We start from the raw sequence: 23,415 nt of genomic DNA on the forward strand, positions 1-23,415 counted from the left end.
GTCCTCCGGCAACCATGGGCAGGCGGTCGCCTGGGCGGGGCGGCGGCTGGGCCTGGGGCCGGTCGTGGTGCTGATGCCCCGGGACACGCCCGCCACCAAGGTCGAGCGCACCCGCGGCTGGGGCGCCGAGGTGGTGTTCTACGACCGCGAGACGGTGGATCGCGCCGCCCTGCTCGATCACTGGACGACGCAGCGCGGCCACCACCTGGTGCCGGCTTATGACGACCGGCGTGTGATCGCGGGCGCTGGCACGATCGCGCTGGAGGCGATGGCGCAGGCCGCCGCGATGGGCGCGGCGCCGGACCTGCTGATCGCCGCCTGCTCCGGCGGCGGGCTCTCGGCGGGCTGCGCCCTGGCGCTGCAGGGTGGGGGGACACGGCTCCTCGCGGTCGAGCCGCCCGGGCATGACGACCTCCTGCGCAGCCTGGACGCCGGGAGGCGCCTGCAGAATGCCGGGCATGTGCCTTCCATCTGCGACGCCTTGCTGGCGATCACGCCAGGCGCCTTGCCCTTCAGCATCCACCAGCGGCGCGGCACGCGGGCGGCGGTGGTGACCGACGATCAGGCCCGCGCGGCGGTCTTCACCCTCTCCTCCGAATTTGGCCTGGTCGTCGAGCCGGGCGGCGCCCTGCCGCTGGGCGCGCTGCTCGCCGATCGATCCCTGGTCCGGGGGTCGACCGTCATGGTCATCGCCAGCGGCCGCCATCTCGACGGGCCGCTCTTCGCGGAGATCCTCACCCGGTCTGGCGTGGCTCATCCATAAAACAGCCGCAGTGCCGCGCAGGTGGCGCGGCGCGCGTCGACAACAAGCAAGGGAGGGATCACCCCATGAGGATGGCAGGACTGCTCGGGGCGGCGCTGGTCGCGCTGTCGCTGGGTGTCGGCGCGCACGACGTCGCGGCGCAGACCGCCGGAGGGCCGACGCTCGCCGCGGTCAAGGCGCGCGGCGTCGTGCTCTGCGGCACCAGCGGCGCAAGCCCGGGCTTCGGTCTCTTCGACGCCCGCGGCGAGCTGCGCGGCATGGATGCCGACATCTGCCGCGCGGTCGCGGCCTCGGTCTTCGGCGATGCGACAAAGGTGCGCTACATCGTGATGACCGCGCCGCAGCGCATCGTCAGCCTGCAGGCGGGCACCATCGACCTGGCGGCGCAGTCGCTGACCTGGACGCAGACCCGCGAGACCAACAACGGGCTGGAGTTCACCGGCACGCATTTCTACGACGGCCAGGGCTTCCTGGTGCGGCGCGCGCTCGGCATCACCGAGGGCAAGGCGCTCGACGGCGCGACGATCTGCCTGCCGCAGGGCGGTCGGGCCGAGATCAATGCCGCCGAATGGGCCCGCGCGGCCGGGATCAGGTTCACGCCGCTGATCTTCGAGCGGGCCGATGAAGGCATCGCCGCCTATGAGGCGCGCCGCTGCGATGCGCTGAGCAACGACGCCACCCTGCTTCTGGGCATCCGCTCGCGGCTGCAGGATCCGGCGGAGCACCTGGTGCTCGCCGACCGCATCAGCAAGGAGCCGCTGGGCGCCTATGTCCGCAAGGGCGACGAGCAGTGGCTGGACATCGTCAAATGGACGCTGCATGCGCTGATCAATGCCGAGGAGCTCGGCGTGACCCAGGCGAATCTCGACGAGATGCTGAAGAGCCAGAATCCGCTGGTGCAGCGGCTGCTGGGGGTCACCGGCGAGCACGGCCGCTTCATGGGCCTGGACAGCCGCTGGGCCTACAATGTCATCCGCGCGATGGGCAATTATGGCGAGATCTTCGAGCGGCATTTCGGCGAGGCCAGCCAGACGCCGACGCCACGAGGGTTGAACCGCCTGTGGACCCAGGGCGGTTTGATGTACGGCGCACCGATACAATAGCCCGAGGCTTGGCGAGAAGGCCGTCACCCGGCCTGGCCGCTGAAAGCCGCAGGCTCCCCGCATTGCCTGAAGCGCCCTCGTCTGCGGTGGGTTCACCGGCATATGGCGCAGCCTGCGGCAGAGGTCGGATGACGAGAGGAGGTCAGGCGACGCGTGTAATTTCATGCGCGCCGCGCCGAAGTCATCCATGGCCAGTCTGCGCTGTTCTGAGCAGCGCAAGCCGTTCCGACCGACGCCAGGCTGCAGCACACCAGCACCAGGCACGACCGCTGACGCATGGTCGCCGCCGCATGCCGTGGTGGGAAGGCAAGGAGTTGAGTTCAGGAGGACGTCCTATCTGGCCGGATGGGCAGGCCTGCAATCTAGCCAGGTTTGTCGAACTGGCCAGCCTCTGTTGAAAGCGGGATGGCGGACTTGGACGAATCGTCAGGCAAGCCAGCCGGCGCGCCATCACCATGCCGATCTCGCTGGACTTCGAAGCCGCGAGCCTGTCGGGCAGAGCTACCCAATCGGGATCGGCAGGGCGACCGGAGGCGGAGGATCTCCGGCCGCAGCGGTGACCAGCTGAGAAGCCTGCAGCGGCTCCCGCCCGATAGAGCATGATCTCCGGCTCCGACGCCACGCGCTGAATGATCTCTGGCGGACCGCTGAAAATGCATGCGGCGGACTGGACGGTCAGCCTTTGGCGATGATCAAATATGCTTTGAGCGGCTGCCTGGCGGATTGCACCCCTGGTGCGACCCGCCGGCACTCTGGCGCGTCCCCTGGCAGTGAGGTTTCCGGCATGCGCGACGAAGCTTTCATCCCGGGCCCCCGGCTCACCCTGCCGGGCGCCGGGGCGGGGCCGCTGGCCGGGCTCAGCTTCGCCGCCAAGGACCTGTTCGACGTGGCGGGCCATCCGACCGGCGCCGGCAACCCCGACTGGCCCACGGGCCGCCCGCTGCCACAGCGTCATGCCTGGGCGGTGCAGCGCCTGCTCGACGCCGGCGCGGCGCTGGCCGGCAAGACGGTGACCTGCGAGGTCTCGCTCGGCATCCTCGGCTTCAACCAGTTCGACGGCACGCCGAGGAACCCCGCCGCGCCGGGCTGCCTGCCTGGCGGCTCCTCCAGCGGCTCGGCCTCGGCCGTCGCGGCCGGCACGGTCGACACCGCGCTGGGCACCGACAGCGGCGGCTCGGTGCGGGTGCCCTCCAGCCTCTGCGGCCTCTATGGCATCCGCCCGACGCATGGGCGGATCCCCGCCGACGGCATGGTCGCCCAGGCCCCCAGCTTCGACACCACCGGCTGGTTCGCCCGCGACGCCGCCACCTTCGCCCGCGTCGCCGCGGTGATGCTGGGCGAGGCGATCCCCGAGGCCGTCGCGCCGGCGCCGCTGCTGCTGGCCGCCGACGCCTTCGCTTTGGCCGACGAGCCGGTGCAGCAGGCGCTGCTGCCGGTGGTCGAGCGGGTGGCAGGGCTTCTGGGGAAGGGCACCGAAAGAATGACGCTGGGCGAGCCGGGCGAGCTGGCCGTCTGGGGTGCCCAGCGCAACGTCATCCAGCGCTCCGAGGCCTGGGCCAGCTTCAGGCCCTGGATCGACGCGGCCAATCCGCGCTTCGCCTTCAACGTCGCCCGCAACCTGGCCTTCGCCGCTTCCCTGACCGAGGCGCAGATCGCGCTGGCCAGATCGGTGCGCGAGCGCGCCCGGGCCCGCGCCCGCCTGCTGCTGGAAGGCGGCGCCATCCTGGCCATCCCCACCACCCCCTTCACCGCGCCGCCGCTCGGCCTGCCGCTCCCCGAGCTCGACCGCTGTTCCGAGCGCATCGGCCTGCTCTGCTCCTTCGCCGGCCTGACCGGCGTGCCGCAGCTCAGCCTTCCTCTGGCCCAGGCCGGCGGCAAGCCCATCGGCCTGTCGCTGATCGCCGCCCGCGGCCAGGATGCCAGGCTCGTCGCCATCGCCCGCGCCCTTTGAAAGGACCAGCAACCATGCCCGAGCTCAACATCCCAGAGGTCGTCGCCGAGGTCCGTGCCGCCTTCGAGCGCTACGACCGCGGCCTGGAGGAGAACGACGTCCCCGTCCTCGACGACAGCTTCTGGCGCGACGAGCGGACGCTGCGCTATGGCGTGGCCGAGAACCTGTACGGCCATGCCGCCATCGCGGCCTTCCGCGCCGGGCGCAGCCCCACCGAGCACGCGGCGCGGGCGCGGCGGCTGGAAAACACCGTGATCAACACCTTCGGCCGCGACTTCGCCGTCGCCAACACGGAATATGTCCTGCTGCAGTCGGGACAGCGCGGGCGGCAGAGCCAGACATGGGTGCGCTTCGCGGAAGGCTGGAAGGTCGTCGCCGCCCACGTGTCCATCATGCAGGAAAAGAAGTAAGTAAGGCTGGGGAGACAGTATTCTCCCCAGACCCCTCATCTATCTTTGTCGGAAAGGCGGAAGCGCACAACGGCGGAGACCTCGTCGAGGGCGGTGGAGAATTCGGTCTCCACGTCGGAGGCCAGCCGCAGGCCCAGCTGCTGCAGCACCTCCGGCGCGCTGTAGCGCCGCAGGCAGATGATGAAGGGGAAGCCGAAGCGCGCCAGATATTCGGCGTTCAACGCGCCCAGCGCCTCGGGCTCGATCAACGCCGCCAGCGGCACCGCGCCCTGCTCGCGGCGCGACGCCTCGGTCAGGCTGTCCGGGAGAGGCCCCGCCACCAGCGGCTCGTGCGCGTTCAGGAAGGCCAGCAGCCGATCGCGCGGGGCCATCCGCAGCCGGGCCATCAGCGCCCCGTGCAGCGCGTCGAGATCGGCGAACGGCCGCATCGCCGCGGCCTCCGCCACGGCCCAGGGCGCCCGCTCCACCACGCCCTCCAGCGCCGCGCAGAAGGCATCCTCCGACGCCGCGTTCAGATCCGACAGAAGAATCATGGCGCGGCCGGCGCGGCGGCGAGCAGCGCCCGGGTATAGTCGGCCGCCGGCTGGTTCAGCACCTGCCCGGTCGGGCCCTGCTCGACGATGCGGCCCTGGCGCATGACGATGACGCGGTCGCAGAGCAGCTTCACCACATGCAGGTCGTGGCTGACGAAAAGGTAGCTCATCCCCAGCCGCAGCTTCAGGTCCTGCAGCAGGTTCAGCACCACCGCCTGCACCGAGACGTCGAGCGCCGCGGTCGGCTCGTCCAGCACCACCAGCTCGGGGTTCAGCGCGATGGCGCGGGCGATGCCGACGCGCGCCTTCTGCCCGCCCGACAGCTGGTGCGGGAAGCGGCCGAGCAGCGCCTCCGGCAGGCCGACCAGCCGGGCGAGCTCGCGGCAGCGGTCCTCCAGACCAGCGCCGCGCAGCTCGCCCAGCCGCAGGATCGGGTCGGCGATGGCGCGCCCTGCGGTGTAGCGCGGGTTCAGGCTGTCGGTCGGATCCTGGAACACCATCTGGATGCGGCGGCGCAGAGCCGAGCGGGTGACGTCGCGCGGTGCGATCGCACCGATCTCCTGCCCGTCGAACTGGATCGAGCCGCTGGTCCGCTCCAGCAGCCGCATCACCATCATGGACGTCGTCGACTTGCCGCAGCCGCTCTCGCCGACCAGGCCGACGCTCTCGCCGCGGCGGATCTGGAAGGAGATGCCGTCCACCGCCCGCGCCGGCGGCAAAGCCGGGCCGCGCCGCAGCCAGGAGCCGAGGCCGCCGCTGCCGGCGCGGGGGAATTCCTTGACCAGGTTGATGACGTCGAGCAGCACCGGCCCCGGGGTGGCCTCCGGCGCCTCGACGGGCGGCGCCTCGCCCTCCGGCAGCAGGTCGGGCAGGCGGGCGCCGGGCCGCGGCGTGGCGCGCAGCAGGCGGCGGGTATAGGGATGCTGCGGCGCGCGGAAGATCTGCTGCGCCGGCGCATCCTCGACGACGCGGCCGCGCTCCATCACCACGACCCGGTCGCAATAGGCGGCGGCCAGGCCGAGGTCGTGTGTGATCAGCAGGGTCGACATGCCGCGGGCGCGGGTCAGCTCGGTGACCAGCTCCATCACCGTCTTCTGCGTCGTGACGTCGAGGCCGGTGGTCGGCTCGTCGGCGATCAGCAGCTGCGGCCCGCAGGCCAGGGCCAGGGCGATGACGATGCGCTGGCACATGCCGCCCGAGAGCTCGAAGGGATAGGCGTGGTAGCGCTCCTCGGGGCGGGCGATGCGGACCTGCTCCAGCATCTCGATGGCACGCGCCCGGGTGGTGGCGCGGGTCGCCTGGGCGTGGCGGATCAGCACGTCCTCGATCTGCCGGCCGACGGCGCGGATCGGGTTCAGCGCGGCGCGGGGGTTCTGGAAGATCATCGAGATCTCCCGCCCGCGCAGGTCGCGCATCTCGCGCTCCGGCAGGCCCGGCAGGTCGATGCCGGAGAAGCCGATGCTGCCGGCGGCGATCCTGCCGGCACGGTCGAGGATGCGCATCACCGCATAGGAGGTGACCGACTTGCCGGAGCCGCTCTCGCCGACGATGCCGACGGTCTCGCCCTTGCGGATCCCGAGCGAGACCTGGCGCACCGCCTGCACCGGCCCGGCGCGGGTCGCGAATTCGATGGTCAGGTCGCGGATCTCGAGCAGCGGCGGGTTGTCTGTGGTGGTGGCGGACATGGCGGCCTCCTCCCTCAGCTGCGCCGCTGCGGGTCGACGATGTCGCGCAACCCGTCGCCCAGCAGGTTGAAGCAGAACACCGCCAGCATCAGGGCGAGGCCGGGGAAGAGCGCGACCCACCATTCGCCGGAGACGATGAAGCTGGCGCCTTCCGCCACCATGATCCCCCATTCCGGCGTCGGCGGCCGGACGCCGAGGCCGATGAACGAAAGACCGGCGGCGTTGAGGATGGCGTAGCCCATGGTCAGCGAGACCTGCACCGCCATGATCGGCAGGATGTTCGGCAGGATCTGGGTCAGCAGGATGCGGAGCTCGGAATTGCCGGTCAGCCGGGCGGCGAGGACGAAGCCGGCCTCGCGGCGGATGGCGGCCTCGGCGCGGGCCAGCCGGGCATAGAGCGGGAAATTGACGATGGCGGTGGCGATGACGATGTTGGTCACCGTGTTGCCCAGCGCCGCGACGATGCCCATGGCCAGGACGAAGAGCGGGAAGGCCATGATGGTGTCGGCAATGCGGCCGACCACGCGGTCGGTCCAGCCGCCGAAGAAGCCGGCGGCAACGCCGGCCAGGCCGCCGAGGGCGAAGACCAGCGCCACCGAGGCGATGGCCACCGTCATGTCGAGGCGGGCCGCGACGACCACGCGGCTGAGGATGTCGCGGCCGAGCTGGTCGGTGCCGAAGGGATGCGCCCAGCTGGGCGGCTGCAGCGCGATGGCGGTGTTGCTGGCCAGCGGGTCATAGGGCGCGATCAGCGGGCCAAAGGCGGCGCAGAGCAGGAACAGGAAGAACATCGCGAAGGCGAGGCCGGTGACGGCATTGCCGGTGACCACGTGGCGCGCATGGCGCAGCGAGGCGGCGAAGGCGGAGGGGGAGGCCTGGGTCGCGCTCATGCCGCCATCCTCGCGCGCGGGTCGACCAGGCCGTAGAGCAGGTCGATCGCCAGGTTCAGCAGGACGTAGAGGATGGCCATGGCCAGGACGAAGCCCTGGACGGGGGCGAAGTCCGAGGCGATCAGCGCCTCCACCGCATAGGAGCCGACGCCGGGCCAGGCGAAGACCTTCTCGACGAGGACGTTGGCGCCGAGCAGGAAGGAGAACACCATGCCCAGCGTGGTCAGCACCGGCAGCATGGCGTTGCGGAAGCCATAGGTCAGGATCACCGCGCGGGGGCTGAGGCCGCTGGCGCGCGCCGTGCGGACGAAGTCGGAGCCGAGCACGGCCAGCATGCTGGCGCGGCTGATGCGGGCGATGGGGGCGAGGGCAAAGAGGCTGAGGGTGCAGACGGGCAGCACCATCTGGGCCAGCGCCGCGCGGAAGGTCTCGGTGTCGCCGATCAGCAGGCTGTCGACCAGGAAGAAGCCGGTGACGGTCGGAGGGGCGCTGGCGAAGGCGTCGAGGCGGCCGAGCGGCGCCGGCGACCAGCCAAGCAGGAAGTAGAAGACATAGACCAGCAGCAGGCCGGTGAAGAAGACGGGCAGGCTGACGCCGCCGGTGACCAGGATGCGACAGGCGTGGTCGGCGAGGCTGCCCTGCTTCACCGCGGCCAGGATGCCGAGCGGGATGGCGACGGCCATGGCCAGCAGCAGGGCCGAGAGGGTCAGCTCGGCGCTGGCCGGCAGGCGGGCGGCGAGATCGTCGAGCACCGGCTGCCCGGTGGTGAGCGACATGCCCAAGTCGCCATGCGAGAGCGCGGTGACGTAGCGCAGGAACTGCTCGGGCAGGGGGCGATCGAGGCCGAGCTCGGCGCGGATCTGGGCGATGCTTTCGGCGCTGGCGGTGGGTCCGGCGAAGTAGCTGGCGGTGTCGCCCGGCAGCACCCGCGTCAGCACGAAGGTCGCCAGGATGACGCCGATCAGGGCCGGGATCGCTCCCGCGAGCCTCAGTGCCACGGTTCGCATGGTTGCTGTTGCTTTCTGACAGAAATAGAGGGGGGATTCGGGGGGATACCTCCCCCCGACCTTCTTATCCTTTCGTCAGGTATCGGAAGTCCGGCTCCCGGCACGGCCAGAACTGGTATCCGCCGATGTTCTTCTGCATGGCGACGTCGTGCAGCGGCTGGCAGATCGGCAGCGCCGGCAGTTCCGAGAAGGCCATCTCGATGAAGCCCTTGACGTCGCGCTCGTAGCTGGTGGCGTCGGGCGCGAAGCGGGCGCCGTCGACCAGCTTGTCCATCTCCTTGTTCTGGTAGCTGGAGATGTTGAAGATCGAGTTGTTCGAGTGGTAGTTCCAGAAGAAGTAGTAGTCCGGATAGTCTAGCCAGCCGCCGAAGCGGTTGATGGCCATGGGCGCGGTCTTCTTGTTGAGCTCGCCGCGGAAGTTGGCACCGGGGATCTTCTGCAGCTCGACGGTGATGCCGAGGGGGGCGAGGGCTTCCTTGATCAGCACGGCCATGGGCTCGGCGATGGTGGCGGCGCCGGCGTCGAAGATCAGGCTGGTGGTGATGCCGCCCGGGGCCAGCTGGGCGACCAGCGCCTTCGCCTTGTCGATGTTGGTGTCGTAGGGGTAGGGCTGCGGCCAGGCGGTGGTCGCCTTCCCGTCGCCGCCCCACATGGCGATGCCGCGGCCGAAGAGCGAGGCCTGCATGATCTTCTCATAGGGGATGGCCCAGGCGACGGCCTGGCGCAGGCGGGCATCGGTGAAGGGGCCGGTGGCGGCATTCAAGGCGAGGGACCAGAGCGCGTTGGGCACGGGGACGCCCACGACCTTGACCTTGCCGCCGTCGGCCAGGTCCTTGAAGTCCTTGGGCGGCAGGCCGTAGCTGATGTCGGCGTCGCCCCGCTCGATCAGTGCGCGGCGGGTGCTGGGGGAGGGGATGTCGCGGGCGATGATCCGGCGCAGCGAGGGCAGCCTGCCCGAGGTCCAGTCGTCGTTGCGGACATAGATGGTCTCGACGCCAGGCTTCCAGCTTTCGACCTTAAAGGCACCGGAGCCGGCAACGTTGTTCTTCAGCCAGTCCTTGGCCCAGGGGTCGCCGCCGCCGTTCTTCTGGGCGAGCTCGCTGTCGAAGACGAAGGGGATGGTGACCGCCAGATTCGGCAGGGTCATCTTGTCGCGGCGGGCGAAGTCGATGCGGAAGGTGCGGTCATCCACCGCGACGAACTGTTCGGCTTTTTCCAGCGAGCCGGCCGCCATCTGGGTGGTGGCGAAGCCGCCGATGGAGACGGCACGGTCCAGCGACCATTTGACGTCGCGCGCGGTCACCGCCCGGCCGGAATGGAATCTGGCCTCGCGCAGCCTGAAGGTCGCCGACATGCCGTCGCTGGCGACCTGCCAGTTCTCGGCCAGCTCGCCCTCCAGCTCGTTGATCTGGAAGGTGCCGCCATTGCCATCGGCCAGCGGCACCGGCTTGAAGCGCAGCAGCCGGTCATAGCAGTTCAGCGAGACGCCGTTGACCGGCTGGGCCGAGCCGATGCCCTGCATGTCCAGGCTGTTCGGCCCGTATTCCTGCACCAGGAGCAGGGTCTCGCGCCGGCTGGGCGCGGCGGTCTGCGCCGCGGCGATGGAAGGTTTGACGAAGGGCGCGGCGAGGGCAGTGGCAAGCAGGCTGCGGCGATGCATGGAAGCCTCTCATCCAGGAACGGGATCGGGAATGCGCAAAGCCTGAGCAGGCCGCGCAGGAAATTCGGGCACCAGCGCCTGGCGCAGCGGCGCCAGAGGGTCGCTCGGAACGTCGACAGGCGGACGCAGCATGGTCTGCACATGCGACAGGTGGGCGCGCATCAGGGTGGCGGCCCGGCGCATCCGGCCGCCCGCCAGTGCCTCGAGGATGTGCAGATGCTCGGCCGAGGACAGGCCGGCATCGCGCGGCGACTGGTAGAGGGTGGCGATCAGCATGGTGCGCGCGGTCAGGTCGCGCAGCAGCTCGGCGACGACCGGGTTGCCCAGGATCCCGGCCAGGCAGACGTGGAAATTGCCCAGTGCCAGGCTGCGGCTTCCGGCATCGCCGGCCTCGATGATGTCCTGTTCGTCAGCGATCTGCGCGCGCAGCCGGGCGATGCCCGCCGCATCCGGGGGCGCCGCCTGGTCCAGCATGCCGCATTCCAGGGCGCTGCGGGCGGCGAGCGTCGCGCGGGCCTCCTCCAGCGACGGCTCGGCGACGAACCAGCCGCGCCGGGTCGCCAGGCAGACGATGCGCCGCGCCGCCAGCCGCATCATCGCCTCGCGCACCAGGGTGCGGGAGACGGCGAAGAGATCGGCCAGCTGCTGCTCGCCCAGCCGGGTGCCGGGGCGGATGCGGCCGGCCAGCACCGCCTGCAGGATGCGCTCGTCGATCGACAGCGGGGTTGCAGGGCGGGCTTGCATACAAGCCGGCCATGCAACGGTCGTGCCAATGTCTAGGCGGGTGACGCCCCGGCCCAGTCGCCGGCCGCCAGCATCGCCGCCACCTCGGCCTTCAGCAGCGCCACCACGGCGCCGGTGGCGCGGGTGTCGGCGCGATCGGGCGGGCGCACCAGCAGGATCTGGCGGCGGATCGGCGGGGTGAGGGGGGCCATGCTGAACTGCCGCGCCGCCTCCTCCGCCGCGATGGAGGAAGGCGGCAGCACGCTATGCCCCAGCCCCGCCGCCACCAGGTCCTTGATGACCCGGAAGCTGTCGGCCTCGAAGCGGACGGCGAGCGGGGCGCCGGCGCGGGAGGCGGCGGTCTCGATCAGCAGGCGCAGCCCGTGCGGCCGGCTGGGCAGCACCATCGGCAGCGCGGCCAGGGTGTCGACCCCCACCGGGGTTCCATCCAGCGCGCCGGCCGGGCCGATCAGCGCCAGCGTGTCATGCAGCAGCGTCTCGCAGCGGAGGTGCAGCCCGTCGCCCGGGCCATAGAGCAGGCTGACATCGAGCTGCCCGCGCTGCAGCCATTCGACCAGATGGCCGGCATAGCCCTCCACAATGCGGAGCGAGACGCCCGGCAGCTCCGCCGCCACCCGCCGTGCCAGCCGGCCGGACAGCACATGGCTGGTGGTCGGCATCAGCCCCAACGCCACCTGGCCGCGCACCTCGGAGGCGAGCGCCCGCACCTCCTCCACCGAGCGCTCGATCTGCCGCAGCGGGCCGGTCACCCGCTCCAGCAGGGCGCGGCCGGCCTCGGTCAGCTGCATGCCGCGGCCGTGCCGGGTGAAGAGGGCCAGCCCCACCTCGGCCTCCAGCAGGCGGATCTGCCGCGACAGGGCGGGCTGCGCCAGCCGCAGCCGGTCGGAGGCCTTGCTGAGCGAGCCGCTCTCGGCGATCTGCAGGAAGCTGCGCAACTGCCGCAGGTCCATGGATGCTCCCCCTTCGCGATCGGCGATAACGCCTATCGCGCTTTTCGAATTTCCTGAAGGCTGCCGGTGCGGGAGACTGCTGGCAAGACGGCTCGAGCCCGAAGGGGGGAAGCATGACGGCGGTTCTGGACCGCGCGGAAGCGCGGTCGGCGGAGGCATGGCCCGACGCCATTTTCGACATCCTGAAGCGCGCGGATGTGCGCCAGGTCGCCTATGTGCCCGATGGCGGCCATGCCCGGCTGATCCGCGCCGTGCAGGCCGAGCCGAGCATGAAGGCCATCGCCCTGACGACGGAAGAGGAAGGCCTGGCCCTGCTGACCGGCGCATCGCTGGGCGGCGAGCGCGGCGTGCTGCTGATGCAGTCCAGCGGCGTCGGCAATTGCATCAACATGCTGTCGCTGGTGAAGCTGACCCGCACGCCGATCCTGATCCTGGTGACCATGCGTGGCGAGTTCGGTGAATTCAACCCGTGGCAGGTTCCCATGGGCTCCACCACCCAGGCGGCGCTGGCGCTGATGGACATCCAGGTGCTGCGGACGAGCTCGGCCGCCGAGGTGCCCGAGGTGGTCCAGGCCGGCGCCAACATGGCCTTCGCCGGCGGCACCGCGACCGCCGTCCTGCTCTCTCAGCGCCTGATCGGCGCCAAGGTCTTCTCCAAATGAGTTCCTTTCAGTTTGAGCGTCGTGCGGCGGTGGCGCGGCTGCTTGGCGATCGCGGGGACACGGTCGTCATCAGCGGGCTGGGCTCGGCCACCTATGACCTGGCCGCGGCCGGCGACACCGACCGCAATTTCTACCTGTGGGGCGCCATGGGGGGTGCCGCGGTGATGGGGCTGGGGCTCGCTTTGGCCCGGCCGGACGTGCCGGTGCTGGTGCTGACCGGCGACGGCGAGATGCTGATGGGCATGGGCAGCTTCTCCACCATCGCCCTGCAGGCGCCGCGCAACCTGACCATCGCCGTGCTGGACAACGGCCTCTATGGCGAGACCGGCGGCCAGCCCAGCCATACCGGCGCGGCCCACGGCGCGGCGCGCACCGACCTGCTGGCCGTGGCCCGCGGCTGCGGCATCGGTGATGCTCGCCATGTGACCGACGAGGCGGCGCTGGACGCCCTGGCCGCCCGTCTGCGCGACGGCGGCGACGGCCCCTGCGTCGCCCTGATCCCGGTCGACCCGGCCGAGGCCGAGCGCGTCCTGCCGCTGCGCGACGCCGTGCTGATGCGCGGCCGCACCCGGGTAGCGCTGGGCCTGGAAGCCGGCGTGTAGCAAGATCGACGTCGCGCGAAGCGCCGGAGACACGGCGCCGCGCCACAGGGAGGTTTCTTTCAGATGGCTTTTCCACTCACCCGGCGCGGGGTGCTGGGGGCGGCGCTGGCGATGCCGGCGCTGGCCGCCCGCGCCGACACCTGGCCCTCGGGCCCGATCCGCATCGTCGTTCCCTTCGCCCCCGGCGGCTCCACCGACGCGGTGGCACGGCTGGCAGCCCCCGGCCTGCAGCAGCGCCTGGGCGTGCCCATCATCGTCGAGAACCGCAGCGGCGCCGCCGGCAGCATCGGCAGCGACATGGTGGCCAAGGCCAAGCCCGACGGGCAGACCTGGCTTCTGACCTTCGACTCCCATGCCGTCATGCCGGTGCTGGTGCCGAACCTGCCTTTCGACCTGGTGGCCGACTTCATCCCGGTCACCCAGATCGGCCGGGCGCCCTATGTCATCGCCTGCCAGCCTTCCAAGCCCTACAAGGATCTCGCAGACGTCTTCGCCACGGCCCGCCAGAAGGGCTCGGTCACCTTCGGCTCCACCGGCAACGGCACCATCGGGCATCTGGCCATGCTGATGCTGGCCAAGCGCGGCGGGGCGGAGGTCACCCACCTGCCCTATCGCGGCGGCGGCCTGGCGGTGAACGACGCGGTGGCCGGCCATATCGACATGATGATCGGCAGCAGCGCCCTGCTGGCGCCGCAGGTCTCGGCCAACACGCTGCGGCCGCTGATGCAGCTGGGCGCCACCCGTCTGGCGGGGCTGCCGGCCGTGCCCACCGCGGTCGAAAGCGGCTTCGACGGGCTGACCGCCGAGGCCTGGTGGGGGGTCTTCGCCCCCGCCAAGACCCCGGCGCCGGTGGTGGCGCGCTTCCATGAGGCCCTGGTCGGCGCCTATCGCGAGGCCCGCATTGCCCAGCAATTCGCCGAGGTGAACCAGGCGGAGCTCGTCCTCTCCGACGGGCCGGCGCTGGGGCGCTTCGTCCAGTCGCAGGTGGAGACCTGGGGGAAGACGGCGCGGGAGAACAACGTCAAGCCGGACTGAAAGCAAGCAAAGGCCAGGGGGAATGACTTCCCCCTGGACCCCCATCTTTTTTCTTTCTGTGCTGCCGCGGGCTAGTCTTCCAGGGCGTTCCAGGCTTCTTCGATCTCGGATGACAGCGACATCGGGTCGAAAGGCTTGCCGATCACCCGGATGGCACCCAGGTCCAGGTAGCGCTGGTGGTCGGTGGATTGCACCTTCGCCGTCATGAAGATCACCGGGATGTCCTTGGTCTCTGGCCGGGTGCGCAGCTCGGTCAGGATTTCCGGGCCCGTCATCCCGGGCAGCATCACGTCCAGCAGGATCAGCTGCGGCCGCATCGCCTCCACCTGCTCCAGGAAAGGCGGCGCATGGTCGAAGGCATGCACCTCGTAGCCGCCGATGCTCTCCAGGGCGATGATCGCCACCTCCTGGATGTCCGGCTCATCCTCGACATAGGCGATGCGCTGCAAAGCCTCACGCGGCATTGGTCTCGCTCCCCATGATGCGGTCGATCTGCGTGTTGACCGCGGCCACCAGCCGCTCGGTCCCCGTGCGGTCCTTGACGATCCAGTCCAGGAGCTCCCCCAGATGTGCCGGCCGGTCGGCGCTGGTGAAGACGATGGCCGCCGGCGCCTCGCCCTGCACCGGGCTGTGCAGCAGCCGCAGCCCGCTGCCATCCTGCAGCCCGACATCGATGATCAGCAGGTCGAAGCTGCTCTCCGCCAGCGCCTGCTCGGCCTCCGCCGCGCTGCGCACCGAGACCACCTCGGCCCGGAAGGACAGCACCGTGGCGATGACGTTCAGCAGGTCGGCGTCGTCATCGACATGCAGGATCCGCGGCAGCCCGCCGCTGCGCCGCTTCGGCAGGGTGCGGCTGCGCGTGCCCTCCATCAGCGGAATGACGAACTGGAACACCGTCCCGCCCCCCTCCCGCCCGCGGAAGCTGATCCGCCCGGCATGATGCTCGACCAGCGCCTTGGTGATGGCCAGGCCCAGCCCGGTGCCGCCCTTCGCCCGCCGGTCGGATCCATCGGCCTGGGCAAAGCGGGAAAAAATCTTGTCGCGGAAATTGGCCGGGATGCCGGGGCCCTGGTCGGAGACGCTGACCATCGCCAGCCGTCCGCGATTCTCAATGCTGACCTCGACCTCGCCCTGCTTCGGCGAGAACTTCACCGCATTGGAGATCAGGTTGCACATGATCTGCATCAGCCGGTTCGGATCGCCGAAGACCTGCATCGGCGTCACGTCGCCGGTCATGTGCAGGGTGACGTCGAAGCTGCGCGCATAGCCCTCGTTGGCGTCGATCGACTGCTGCACGATCTCGGTCAGGCTGACCTCGCGCGCGTCGAACTGCATGCTGCCGCTCTCGATCTTCTGCAGGTCGAGGATGTCGTTCACCAGCAGCACCAGCCGCTCGCTGTTCGACAGGGCGATCTTCACCAGCCGCCCCGCCGCCACCGGGATCGGCCCCATCTTGCCGGCATCCACCAGCCCCAGCGCGCCGCGGATCGAGGTCAGCGGCGTGCGCAGCTCATGGCTGACGGTGGAGATGAACTCGTCCTTCACCCGCTCCGCCTGCTTGCGCTGGGTGATGTCGCCCAGCGTGCAGATCCAGATCCAGCGCTCGCCGTCGCGCACCTTGCTCAGCGCGATCTCGATCGGGATCAGATGGCCGGCGGCATGCCGCGCCTCCAGCTCGTGGCCGGTCGCCTCCTCCCCGTCCAGCGCGCTCTGCTGCAGCAGGTCGGTGATGCGCTGCGGATCGGCGGCGATGGCCGATAGCGGCAGCCCCAGCAGCTCCTCCTCGCCGCGGCCGAGGATCTTCAGCGCCGCCGGGTTGCAGGCCTCGATATGGCCGTCCTCGTCCAGGCTCATGATGCCGTAGGGCGCGTTCTCGATCATCACCCGCCGCCGCTCGCCATAGAGCTGCAGCAAGGACTGCACCTCCTCCAACGAGCGGGTGCGCTCGGCCACCTTGCTCTCCAGCCCGCCGGTCAGCTCGCCCATCTTGCGCAGCATCACGCCGAAGTCCCGGCTCAGCCCGCCCACCTCATCCGGCCCGGGCGGCGGCAGCGTCACCTCGACCGAGCCGGTCTGCGCCACCTGCTGCGCCGCCCGGCTCAGCGCGCGCAGCGGCCGCGACAGGCTGCGCCCCAGCAGGATCGAGCCGATGATCACGCCGATCATCATCGCCACCGTCGCCGCCAGGGTGCGCGCATTGTGCTCGCGCAGCGGCGCCATCGCCAGGGTCACGTCCTGCTCGCTCTCCAGCACCAGGTTCAGCCCCTTCAGCGCCGTCTCCACCTCCAGCAGCTGGCGCACCCGCAGCGGCTCGGCGATCTCCTGGCTGCCCGGCGAATAGGCCAGCAGCATGCCCGCCGCCTCCAGCCGCAGGGTCAGCGTGTCGGTGGCGCTGCGGGCGGCGCGCAGCAGCCGCTCGGTCTCGATCACGCCGACCACGGCGCCGTCGACCTGCGCGCTCATCAGCCCGACCACCGGCAGCGCCACCCAGATACGGTCCGAGCCATGCTCCACCGTCACCGCCGAGACGCCCCTGGCCAGCGCCGGGAACCAGCTCTGCGCCGCCAGCGAGGCCGGCAGGCTGTCCTGGGTGCCGGCCATGATCTTGCCATCGATCCGGTACAGCCCGATCGGCAGCAGCATCTGCTTGGAGGAGGCGATGCTGCCCAGCACGTCGCGCAGCAGCCGGCTGTTCAGGATCTCGCCCTGGATCAGCGTCTCGATCAGCGGGTTCTTGGTGACCTCGTCCAGCGCCTCGGACAGCATGTTGACGCTCTGCTGCATGCGCTGCGCGATCAGCGCGGTGCGCGCCTCCTGGCGGTGGCGGATGCCCTCCTCGACCTCGCGCGACAGGTAGTGGTGGCTGATCAGCCCGTTCAGCCCGCAGGCCAGCAGCGCCATCGTCGCAGCCGCGACGGTGAAGCGGTGGGCGATGCTGGATTGGGTCCAGCGGAAGAGGGCGCGGAAAGGCAAGGCGGTTGCTCCGGTCCATTCCATGGGCGCGCCGGCGCACGGGGCGCGGGCGGTTTCAGCCTGGGGACTTCTGCCCCGCTCCTGCCTGCGTGCCGCTCAGCGACGGTAGTGACCGGCGCCGCAGACGATGTCCTCTCTGACGCGGATGATGAGGGTGTCCTTGACCTCGGTCTGCCGGGTTGCAGGGTTGAACCATTCGTAGCTCAGCCAGCCCTGGCCTTCGGTCACCGCGATCCGGATCAGCGCGGCGGCAAAGGGCTTGCCGCGCGCGTCACGCAGGCTGGCCAGGTTGCGCCCCAGCAAGGCCGGATTGAAGCCATGCGCCAGCACCGTGCCGTTGATCCGGTTGCAGAAGACATAGCGCTCGCCGACGATGAACCGGCCCTGGGGGTCGTTGAAGGCCGCGAAGGCCTGCTCTGGCCCGACCTGGTCGATGTAGGACACCGCGTCGCGCAGAAAACGCTCCGTCTCGGCCCGCTGTCCTGCGCCCCCGACCTCTTGCGCTGCCGCACCGCTCGCCAACGCCCCCCATAGCAGCAGCGCCGGCAGGCAGAGGCGGCGCGACAAGGAGGAGGCTTGAGGCAAGGCGGGATCCTCTTGAGGGTTGCCGCCGCATGCCGCCGCGGCACGCTGATTGAACACCGCCCGAGGTGAAAATTGGCTGAAGCGGGGGCGTGGGCGTGGCGCATCGGCTCAGCGCTCGCGGAAGGCCTCGCCCAGCGAGCGCTGCAGCGGCGCCAGCAGATAGCGCAGCAGGCTGTTCTCGCCGGTGCGGATATCGGCCAGCACGCTCATCCCCGACAGAATGCGCGAATCCGCCTGCAGCCCGACATGCTCGCGCGACAGCGCCAGCTCGGCCTTGTAATAGGGCGTGCCGTCGCGGTCGTGGAAGGAAGAGGCCGAGACATTGGTCACCACTGCCGGGATCACGCCGAAGCGGGTGTAGTCGAAGGTCAGCACCTTCACCCGCGCCTCCTGGCCGACGCGGATATGGCCGATGTCGCGGGCGGTGATGCGCGCCTCGACGCGCAGCTTGGCATCCGCCGGCACCAGCTCCATCAGCAGCGCGCCGGGCGAGATGACGCCGCCCGAGGTCTTCACCTGGATGTTCTGCACAGTCCCCCGCGCCGGAGCGGCGACGCGCAGCCGCTGCACCCGCGCTTCCGCCCGCTGGATCGCCTGGCGCAGCTCCTGCATCTCGGCGGTGACCTTGCTGAGCTCGGTGGCCAGATCGGCGCGGAAGCGGGTCTCCAGCTCGGTCAGCCGCGCCTCGGATTCGCCCAGCGCCTCGCGCGTGCGGGTCGCCTCGCGCACCAGCGAGACATGGTTGCCGTCGAGCCGCGCCAGCTCGCGCTGCGATTCCAGCAGCTGGAAGCGCGGCGCCAGCCCCTTGGAGACCAGCTCCCGCCGGCCGACCACCTGCTCGCGCAGGAAGCCGATCTGGTTCAGAATCGACTCCACCTGCCCGGCATTGACCTCGAGCTCGGCGCGACGGCCGTTGATCTGCTGGTTGATCACCTGGCGCTGCACCGCATGCGCCCGGCTGCGCGCCTGCAGCAGCTCGGCCTGGGCGCGCACCAGCTCGCGATATTCCTCCTCGGCCGGGCTGATGCTGATGCTCTCCTGCCCGCCCATCACCGCGGTGATCTGCTGCGCCTGCAGCTGCAGCCCGGTCAGCCGGGTGCGCAGCTGGTTCAGCTCCGGCTCGGCCTGGCCGGGATCCATCTCGACCAGGGCCTGGCCCTCCTCGACCAGCGCGCCCTCCTCGACCAGCACGCGGGCGACGATGCCACCCTCGAGGTGCTGCACCTGCTTGACCGAGCCGACCGGCAGGATCTCGCCGGAGCTGACCGAAATCTCGGCCACCGGCATCACCGCCGACCAGCCCAGCGCAGCGACCAGCAGCCCGCCGATGCCCAGCACCGAGACCATGGCCAGCCGGCTGATCCCCTCGGTCTCGAAGAGGCTGGCGCCGGTGACCCGGTCCTCGCCGGTCAGGCTGCGGGCGAGGGCGCTGGTCGGGCTGTTGGGGCGGAGGGTGGAGCTCATCGGGCGGCGCTTTCCAACCGGGCCGCCAGGTCGCGCGGCGTGCCATCGAAGATGATGCTGCCCTGGCGCAGCGCGATGACCCGGTCGCAGGCCGAGGCCAGCTGCGAATCATGCGTCACCAGCAGCACGGTCTGCTTGCCGCGGATCCGCTCCAGCTCGGCGAGCAGGGCGCGGCGGCATTCGGGGCGGCTGACATCGGGCTCGTCCAGCAGCACCAGCTTGGCCTCCAGCAGCCAGGCGCGCGCCAGCCGCAGCCCGCTGCGCAGATGCTCCGACCCCGCCAGCCGCGCCAGCGGGGTGGCGAAGCCCTGCGGCAGGTCCTCGATCTCGGCGCGGATGCCGGCGCGCTCGCAGGCCTCCTCCAGCGCGATGTCGGTGGCGGCCGGGCTGCCAAGGCGCAGGAACTCGGCCACCGTGATCGGCAGGTCGGGCATCTCCTGCGGCGCATAGGCCAGGCTGCGGCGCAGCGCCCGCGGGGTGATCTGGCGCAGGTCGGTCTGGTCCAGCAGCACGGCGCCGAATTGCGGCCGGTACAGCCCCAGGACCAGCTTCAGGATGGTCGACTTGCCGGCACCATTCGGCCCGGTGATGGCGACGACCTCGCCCGGCTTGATCTCGAAGCTGATCTGCTGCAGCACCGGCCCGGCGCCGCCCGGATAGGAGAACAGCGTGCCGGCGAAGCCGATCCGCCCGCCGGTGCCGCGCCGGATGTTGTCGGCCGCTCCCTTGGTCTGGGCCGAGAACTCCTCCTGGCTGGCCATCAGCGCGTCGAGCGAGCCGACCGCGCCGCGCACCGTGCGGATGCGGGCCAGCGCCGTCAGCACCAGGCCCAGCGGCGACAGCATGCGCCAGATCAGCGCCATGGCGGCGATCAGCCCGCCGACGCTGAGATGCCCGGACAGCGCCATGGTGGCGCCGATGGCCAGCGTCGCCACGGCGCAGAAGGTGGTGATGCTCTGGGCCGCGACCTGGGCGGTGGCGGAGACCCGGGCCTCGACCAGCCCGGCGCGGGCATAATTGGCCGAGGCCTGACGGTAGCGCGCCAGCCAGAGCGGCTCGGCGCCCTTCTCCTTGATCGGCCGCAGCATGTCGATCATCTCGTTCTGCAGTGCCTGGAAGGCGGCGACGGCGGCCATGGCCTCCATCGCGCCGCGCCGCGCCCGGCGCAGCAGCCAGAGGCTGAGGCAGAGGCCTATGCTCAGCACCAGCACCGGCGCCAGGGTCAGCCAGCCGGCCAGGAAGATCAGCGCCAGCAGATAGCCGCCGATGAAGGGCACCTCGATGCAGGCCAGGCTGAGCGGGCCGAAGAAGAAGCTGCGGATGGCGTCCCATTCGCGCAGCCGGCCGCGCGCCATCATCGGCGTCAGGCGGTCGGCCAGTTCCGGCGGCAGCCGCAGCATCTTGCCGACCAGGTCGCTGACCGCGGCGAGGTCGACCCGGCCGGCCAGATGGCCGAGCATGACGGCGCGCAGCACCCGCAGCCCCAGATCGCCGAGCAGCGCGATGCTGAGGCCGACACCGAGCAGGACCAGCAGATTCAGGTCGTCGGCGCCCAGCGCCTGGTCGTAGACGGCGAGGGTGAAGAGCGGCAGCGCCAGGCCCAGCAGGTTGATCACCGCCGCCATGGCGATGACCAGGGCCAGGCCGCGCCCGGTCAAGCCGCGTAGCACCACCGACCAGCGCGGCTGCATGCCCTCGGGCAGGGCGAAGGTGACGCAGCGGACGCGGCGGCGCAGCGCCGGCACCGTGGCCTCGGCCCCCGACATGGCCTCGACGCAGACCAGCTCCTCGCCCTGCGGCAGGATGACGAGCAGCTTGTCGTTCGAGGCCTCGATCATGCAGGGGAAGCCGCTGCGCAGCGCCGCCTCGACCCGCATGCGGCGGATGCGGGCGCCGAGGCCGAGCAGCCGGGCGACCGAGCAGGCGCGGTCGAAGGTCAGCGGCTCGCGGCCGAGGGCTTCGGCGACCTCGACCGGCAGGCCGCGCCAGCCGCTGGCCTGCAGCAGCCCGGCCAGCCCGATCGGCACCGCCTCGGACTGCGCCTCCAGCGAGGCGGCAATGGGGGCGCCCGGAATGAAATAGGCGAGGGTTGTCATGCCTCGGCCACCAGCCGGTTGTCCTGGAAGCGCAGCTTCAGATCGGCATGCTTGCGCAGCGCCGCATTGCCGGTCAGCACGATCAGGGTGGCGCGCCCCTTCAGCCGCTTCAGGAAGTCGCCCAGCCGCAGCTGCGCCGCCGGGTCCATGCCGATCTCCGCCTCGTCCAGCAGCAGCAGCCGCGGCTTGGCCGACAGCGCCGAGACCAGCGCGGCGCCCTGGCGGATGCCGACGGGCAGGCTGCGGCCGCCCTGGTCGATCTGCGTGTCGTAGCCGTCCGGCAGCCGCTTCACCGCCGTGTCCAGGCCGAAGAGGAAGGAGAGATACTGCACCTCCGCCTCGCGCTCGGGGTGGCCGAAGCCGGTCAGGTTGTCCATCAGCGAGCCGCTGAACAGGGTCGGGCTGCGGCCGATCAGCGCCGCCTGGCGGCGCACCAGCGGCGCCGTCGCCGGCGACAATTTCGTCTCACCGAGCGTGATCTCGCCCTCCGCCACCTCGACATAGCCGAGCAGCGCCGCCAGCAGGCTGCGGCAGGGGCTGCCGGGCGGGGCGTCGATGGTGACCAGCTTGCCGGCCGGCACCTCCAGCGCCAGCGGCGGACCGCCATCGTCGGCGGCGAAGCGGATGCCCTGCATGCGGATCGCCGGTGGTGCCGTCCAGAGCGCCTCGCTGGCCTCCAGCTCGATGTTCTCGACCGCCAGCGCCTGCAGCCGGGTCATCGCCTCGCGCGCGCGGCGCGCCTCGTGCCAGCCTTGCAGCAGGCCGAGCCCCGACTGCAGCGGCTGCATCACGCGGCCGGCCAGCAGGGTGCAGGCGGCGAGCCCACCGGTGGAGAGCTTGCCCTCCAGCACCAGCACAGCGCCAATGCCGACGACCAGAGCGACCTGCACCTGGCCGGCGACGGCCACCACCTCGCGCAGGATGGTGCCCAGCGTGATGGTGTCGCGCAGGATGGTGGCATGCCCCTCCTGCAGCCGCTGCAGCTTGCCCGGCAGCAGCAGGTCGGCGCAGAGGCCGCGCGCCAGCGCCAAGGCAGGAAAGACGCCGCGCAGGAAGCTGTCGCGCTGCTGCTCGGCGCGCAGCCGCTGCAGGTCGGCATAGGCGAGCTGGCGCGACACCCGCCAGCCCATCAGCAGGAACAGCAGGGCGACGCCGATCGGCACCAGCACCAGCCCGCCGCCGATAATGCCGACGAGCACCATGAAGAGCAGGCCGAAGGGCATGTCGAACAGCACCTGCAGCCGCTGGGTGCGGGATTCGCGCAGCACCGCGGCGGCGGCAATGCCGGTGGTGATCTCGGCCGGGGCAAAGCCGGACAGCGCCTGCGGCGTGCCGCGCATGACGTCGCGCATCAGACGACAACGCACCAGGTGCTCGCGCAGGCTGTCGACGCGCAGCGCGATGGTGGCGCGCGCGATGCGCAGCGCGATCTCCGCCACCACCAGCACGGCCAGGCCCATCAGCATGCTGGCCAGCGTCTGGCCGGTGCCGTTGGGCAGCACCCGGTCATAGACGTGCAGCACCACGATCGGGACGCTGAGGCTGAGGATGTTCAGGCACATCGAGGCGATGCCGAGCCCGAACTGGCCCTGCAGGTCGGTGATCCTGGGATTTTTCCGGAAAGCTGGCACCGCGCGCATCCCTGGTGTCCGGCGGGCCGTCCTGGCCCGCCCGGGATCCAGAATGCCGGGCGCGCCTTAATGGGGGGCTTAAGCGCGGTGCCGATTCCGCTCGGCCGATTAAAGGTTTCTTCGGGCTTGGCCGGGCATTCTGCAGCGAGCCGACCGCGCCCGATGGGCTGGTTCCGGACCAGGAGACTGGTCCCCCCAGGCCCGGCTGCCGGTCACGATCCCCCGACAAGAAGTCAGGGACTTCCCGCCGTCGGATTGGAGCGCCCGCATGTCTGATCAGCCCGCAAACCCCGCCTCGGACTCGTCGCGCAGGGGGCCGAGCAATGGTGGCCTCGACCCCGCGAGCCTGCGCCGGCAGTTGAGCGAGGAGGATCTGCACAGCCTGCACACCGGCAGCCGCGCCAACTACAGCGGCGTGACCGAGGCGGCGCAGCGCGCCACCGGCTCGCCGATGGGGGTGCAGACCCAGTCGGTGAGCTCGCCGGACGGCGACACCGGCGCGGCGATGAGCGGGGTCAATGCCGGGGCCGCGGCCGGCCAGGGCAGCGCCGCGGCGGCGGCCGCGGCCGGACAGGGGGCAGCGCTGGGCAACGGCGGCGCTCCGGTGGCGCAGCCCGCGGTGACGAACGCGGCGCGCGGCGCGGGCGGCGCCGGCGGCAGCGGGCTGGGTG

General features: G+C 71.0%; 20 protein-coding genes and 1 pseudogene. 8 read left to right on the plus strand and 13 right to left on the minus strand.

The features are described 5' to 3' along the window. The 4 genes from BKE38_RS13285 to hpxZ all read left to right on the plus strand — a co-directional run. On the plus strand, positions 1-763 hold a 763-nt coding region (locus tag BKE38_RS13285; protein WP_076957795.1), incomplete at its 5' end, for a threonine ammonia-lyase. A 71-nt stretch (positions 764-834) separates the two neighbouring features. Then, entirely contained in the window at positions 835-1,866 is a 1,032-nt protein-coding gene (locus tag BKE38_RS13290) for an amino acid ABC transporter substrate-binding protein (protein ID WP_076957796.1), read from the plus strand. A 784-nt stretch (positions 1,867-2,650) separates the two neighbouring features. Further along, complete coding sequence (locus BKE38_RS13295; RefSeq protein ID WP_076957797.1) at positions 2,651-3,817, plus strand: amidase; 1,167 nt, start codon at positions 2,651-2,653, stop codon at positions 3,815-3,817. A gap of 14 nt (positions 3,818-3,831) precedes the next feature. After that, positions 3,832-4,227 carry an oxalurate catabolism protein HpxZ gene (gene hpxZ, locus BKE38_RS13300; RefSeq protein ID WP_076957798.1) on the plus strand — a complete coding sequence of 132 codons (396 nt, stop codon included), beginning with the start codon at positions 3,832-3,834 and terminating at the stop codon, positions 4,225-4,227. 35 nt (positions 4,228-4,262) lie between these two features. Here the strand turns inward: hpxZ and uraD are convergent, their stop codons facing one another. From uraD to BKE38_RS13335, 7 genes are all read right to left on the minus strand, one after another. Then, the gene (gene uraD / locus BKE38_RS13305; protein WP_076957799.1) at positions 4,263-4,760 is read right to left on the minus strand and encodes a 2-oxo-4-hydroxy-4-carboxy-5-ureidoimidazoline decarboxylase; all 498 of its coding nucleotides are present in this window, start codon (positions 4,758-4,760) and stop codon (positions 4,263-4,265) included. Then, positions 4,757-6,445 carry a dipeptide ABC transporter ATP-binding protein gene (locus BKE38_RS13310; protein WP_076957800.1) on the minus strand — a complete coding sequence of 563 codons (1,689 nt, stop codon included), beginning with the start codon at positions 6,443-6,445 and terminating at the stop codon, positions 4,757-4,759. The genes uraD and BKE38_RS13310 overlap by 4 nt, the downstream gene beginning before the upstream one ends. A gap of 14 nt (positions 6,446-6,459) precedes the next feature. Next, a complete protein-coding gene (locus BKE38_RS13315; RefSeq protein ID WP_076957801.1) occupies positions 6,460-7,335 on the minus strand; it encodes an ABC transporter permease in 876 nt (291 codons plus the stop codon). Next, entirely contained in the window at positions 7,332-8,342 is a 1,011-nt protein-coding gene (locus BKE38_RS13320; protein ID WP_076957802.1) for an ABC transporter permease, read from the minus strand. Before BKE38_RS13320 ends, BKE38_RS13315 begins: the two co-directional genes overlap by 4 nt. 64 nt (positions 8,343-8,406) lie before the next feature. Next, positions 8,407-10,002, minus strand: a complete 1,596-nt coding sequence (locus BKE38_RS13325; protein WP_076957803.1) for an ABC transporter substrate-binding protein — start codon at positions 10,000-10,002, stop codon at positions 8,407-8,409. 9 nt (positions 10,003-10,011) lie between these two features. Beyond that, positions 10,012-10,746 (minus strand): GntR family transcriptional regulator, encoded by a 735-nt coding sequence (locus BKE38_RS13330; protein WP_076957804.1) that lies wholly within the window; start codon positions 10,744-10,746, stop codon positions 10,012-10,014. A gap of 32 nt (positions 10,747-10,778) precedes the next feature. Then, complete coding sequence (locus tag BKE38_RS13335; protein ID WP_076957805.1) at positions 10,779-11,696, minus strand: LysR family transcriptional regulator; 918 nt, start codon at positions 11,694-11,696, stop codon at positions 10,779-10,781. Positions 11,697-11,809: 113 nt separating this feature from the next. Here BKE38_RS13335 and BKE38_RS13340 point away from each other — a divergent pair, with 113 nt between their 5' ends. From BKE38_RS13340 to BKE38_RS13350, 3 genes are all read left to right on the plus strand, one after another. After that, the gene (locus BKE38_RS13340) at positions 11,810-12,358 is read left to right on the plus strand and encodes a thiamine pyrophosphate-binding protein (RefSeq protein WP_076957806.1); all 549 of its coding nucleotides are present in this window, start codon (positions 11,810-11,812) and stop codon (positions 12,356-12,358) included. A gap of 29 nt (positions 12,359-12,387) precedes the next feature. After that, positions 12,388-12,960, plus strand: coding sequence for a thiamine pyrophosphate-dependent enzyme (locus tag BKE38_RS13345; protein WP_242662341.1), 573 nt, complete (start codon positions 12,388-12,390; stop codon positions 12,958-12,960). A 63-nt stretch (positions 12,961-13,023) separates the two neighbouring features. After that, positions 13,024-13,995, plus strand: a complete 972-nt coding sequence (locus BKE38_RS13350) for a tripartite tricarboxylate transporter substrate binding protein (protein ID WP_076957808.1) — start codon at positions 13,024-13,026, stop codon at positions 13,993-13,995. Between the two features lie 71 nt (positions 13,996-14,066). Here the strand turns inward: BKE38_RS13350 and BKE38_RS13355 are convergent, their stop codons facing one another. The 6 genes from BKE38_RS13355 to BKE38_RS13380 form a co-directional block, all read right to left on the minus strand. Beyond that, positions 14,067-14,459: a response regulator gene (locus BKE38_RS13355; RefSeq protein ID WP_076957809.1), complete on the minus strand. Its 393-nt coding sequence runs from the start codon at positions 14,457-14,459 to the stop codon at positions 14,067-14,069. Next, positions 14,449-16,968 carry an ATP-binding protein gene (locus tag BKE38_RS13360; protein ID WP_076957810.1) on the minus strand — a complete coding sequence of 840 codons (2,520 nt, stop codon included), beginning with the start codon at positions 16,966-16,968 and terminating at the stop codon, positions 14,449-14,451. The genes BKE38_RS13355 and BKE38_RS13360 overlap by 11 nt, the downstream gene beginning before the upstream one ends. 96 nt (positions 16,969-17,064) lie before the next feature. Beyond that, the gene (locus BKE38_RS13365; RefSeq protein WP_165694180.1) at positions 17,065-17,535 is read right to left on the minus strand and encodes a cache domain-containing protein; all 471 of its coding nucleotides are present in this window, start codon (positions 17,533-17,535) and stop codon (positions 17,065-17,067) included. Between the two features lie 126 nt (positions 17,536-17,661). Next, positions 17,662-19,017 (minus strand): HlyD family type I secretion periplasmic adaptor subunit, encoded by a 1,356-nt coding sequence (locus tag BKE38_RS13370; RefSeq protein ID WP_083747528.1) that lies wholly within the window; start codon positions 19,015-19,017, stop codon positions 17,662-17,664. Further along, entirely contained in the window at positions 19,014-21,113 is a 2,100-nt protein-coding gene (locus BKE38_RS13375) for a peptidase domain-containing ABC transporter (protein ID WP_076957811.1), read from the minus strand. The genes BKE38_RS13370 and BKE38_RS13375 overlap by 4 nt, the downstream gene beginning before the upstream one ends. After that, positions 21,110-22,744 (minus strand): ATP-binding cassette domain-containing protein, encoded by a 1,635-nt coding sequence (locus BKE38_RS13380; RefSeq protein WP_131829586.1) that lies wholly within the window; start codon positions 22,742-22,744, stop codon positions 21,110-21,112. The genes BKE38_RS13375 and BKE38_RS13380 overlap by 4 nt, the downstream gene beginning before the upstream one ends. Before the next feature lie 358 nt (positions 22,745-23,102). Between BKE38_RS13380 and BKE38_RS32050 the strand changes: the two are divergent. Beyond that, positions 23,103-23,415 (plus strand): annotated as a pseudogene (locus BKE38_RS32050) (hypothetical protein); the annotation flags it as partial.

It is taken from the genome of Teichococcus deserti, assembly GCF_001982615.1.
Lineage (GTDB): Bacteria > Pseudomonadota > Alphaproteobacteria > Acetobacterales > Acetobacteraceae > Pseudoroseomonas > Pseudoroseomonas deserti.